This is a genomic window from Microcoleus sp. SVA1B4, assembly GCF_036700545.1.
Taxonomy (GTDB): Bacteria; Cyanobacteriota; Cyanobacteriia; order Cyanobacteriales; family Microcoleaceae; genus Microcoleus.
Window position 1 is genome coordinate 1 of sequence record NZ_JAUBPB010000154.1, and the last position, 1,888, is coordinate 1,888.

1 protein-coding gene is annotated in these 1,888 nt (G+C 45.2%); it reads right to left on the bottom strand.

Going from position 1 to position 1,888, the window contains the following annotated elements; translation table 11 throughout:
• Positions 1-90 precede the first annotated feature (90 nt).
• Positions 91-1,641 (bottom strand): reverse transcriptase domain-containing protein, encoded by a 1,551-nt coding sequence (locus QT987_RS29640; RefSeq protein WP_333247055.1) that lies wholly within the window; start codon positions 1,639-1,641, stop codon positions 91-93.
• Positions 1,642-1,888 lie beyond the last annotated feature (247 nt).

Sequence of the window (1,888 nt, forward strand, 5' to 3'; positions counted from 1 at the left end):
CGGTTAGAGTCGATGCCTGTGTTGCCACAGGACACCTCTCCTTCAGAACTGTACGTGCAGCTTTCACGGCATACAGCTCCTAGTCAATATCTACTTTTCCTTTTGGGAATTTCGAGCTACACGCGCTTCTCCGTGGATAGGCTGGTGTTGGTGACAGTGACGGTGGAGCATCTGTACATTAGATTTCTGCCAATTATTATGGTTTCCATCCGCATGATGTAGCTCTACCTTGTCGCCACTGAGGAACGACAGTCCGCAGGCTTTGCATTTGTGGTTTTGTTGCTTCAGAAGTGATGCGTTAATCCCTGAGTAATTCTTGTTTTCTCTCTTAGCCCAGTAAGTGAGGTCTCCATCGAACGGGGATTTATCTCCGGTCACATTGTTATGGGAACACGCTCTCCAGGTTACTGATGGGAATGCCTTATGGATTAACTCAGTTGTACCTTGACGGTCGAAACTCCCTTGTTTGCGGATATATTTCCATGTCCAATAGGCTTGCGCCCATAGGTCGTGTGAGGTCAGATCACAGTATCGGTTGTAGTTTCTCCAACCTCTTACCAATGAGCCGCATTTGGCGATTCTTTGAATGAGGGTGAATCTACTATCTTTCATCGTCACTTTAATCTTGGCTTTTACTTTTTGGGTATTTTCCTGTGATGGAGTGCTGATGAATTTTCCGTTGGGCTTAACTTTGAAGTTCCACCCTAAGAAATCAAATCCAACTGTAGAATTTACGAGCTTGGTTTTGCTTTCTTTAGCCTGCAATCCTCGTTCTTCAAGAAATAGATTGATGCTTGAACGTAATCCGTATTGGTTAACCCCTGGTTTACAGAGGAATACGAGGTCGTCGGCATACCTTAAACAGGTGATGTTTTTATTCTTGAAGCACTCTTCGATTCCGTTGAGAGCTATATTGGCTAAAAGTGGGGAAATTACGCCTCCTTGTGGAGTACCTGTCGTTGACGATGGGTACTCCCCTCTCACTCCTGCTTTGATGGCAAGTCTTAAACCCTTAAGAGCGATTTTTGGCAGTTCTGTCTTTTCCAGAATTGTCTCGTGACTTATCTGGTCAAAACATTTTTCAATGTCCATCTCAAGTATGGTTTTGGATATTCCATCGCTGCTAGACCTTAAGGCTGAGAACAGCCGTTTCTGGATATCGTGCGCCCCTCTTCCGGGTCGAAACCCGTATGAATTGCCGTGGAATGTTGCCTCGGCTGCGGGTTCAAGCGCATATTTGAGTAGACATTGGTACGCTCTATCGCTAATGGTGGGTATTCCTAATTTCCGTTGAGTGCCATCCTTTTTGGGAATATTTACTCTTCGTAATTTTTGGTGTTCCCACTTCTTCCAGCCTTGTAGGAGGTCTTGGGCTAGTTGCATCCGTTCTTTGCAGTTCAGTGCAGTTTTGCCGTCTACCCCTGCTGTGGTCTTGCCCTGATTTAATTGGGTGACTTGCCTGACGGCTAAGTATTTAGCTGCCTGGGAGTTGAGTAATAACTTCTGAAGCTTACACACTAGCTTGCGGTCGCCATTCTTCCGAGCTTTAAAGATTCTGGTTTGTAGGCGAAAGACCGTCTTCTGGAATGTTTTCCAGGGTAGTGCCTTCCAATTATCAACTTCAATTTCTTGAGTCGTCATAACTTATTCCAACTACTTAAGTAATCTTGTCTCTATCGACCGTGATCAGTTGGGCTTGAGTCCTTAGTTCTTTGCCGTTTTGGTCACATCCTACCCGCTTATTTCATATGTAGCTTTGATTTGCCCTACCTGGGTTGTTCGACCGCCCCAGGAGATTTAAGCGTTTTTCTTCGTTCCGTAGAGTGATATTTGCTGATTTAGGACTCTTCACTTCACCCACCACAACCCAGGATTGCACTTGTTAACG

What these genes read in the sequence shown, in the direction of transcription:
- QT987_RS29640 (WP_333247055.1), bottom strand. Translation starts at nt 1,641, where the DNA reads ATGACGACTCAAGAAATTGAAGTTGATAATTGGAAGGCACTACCCTGG.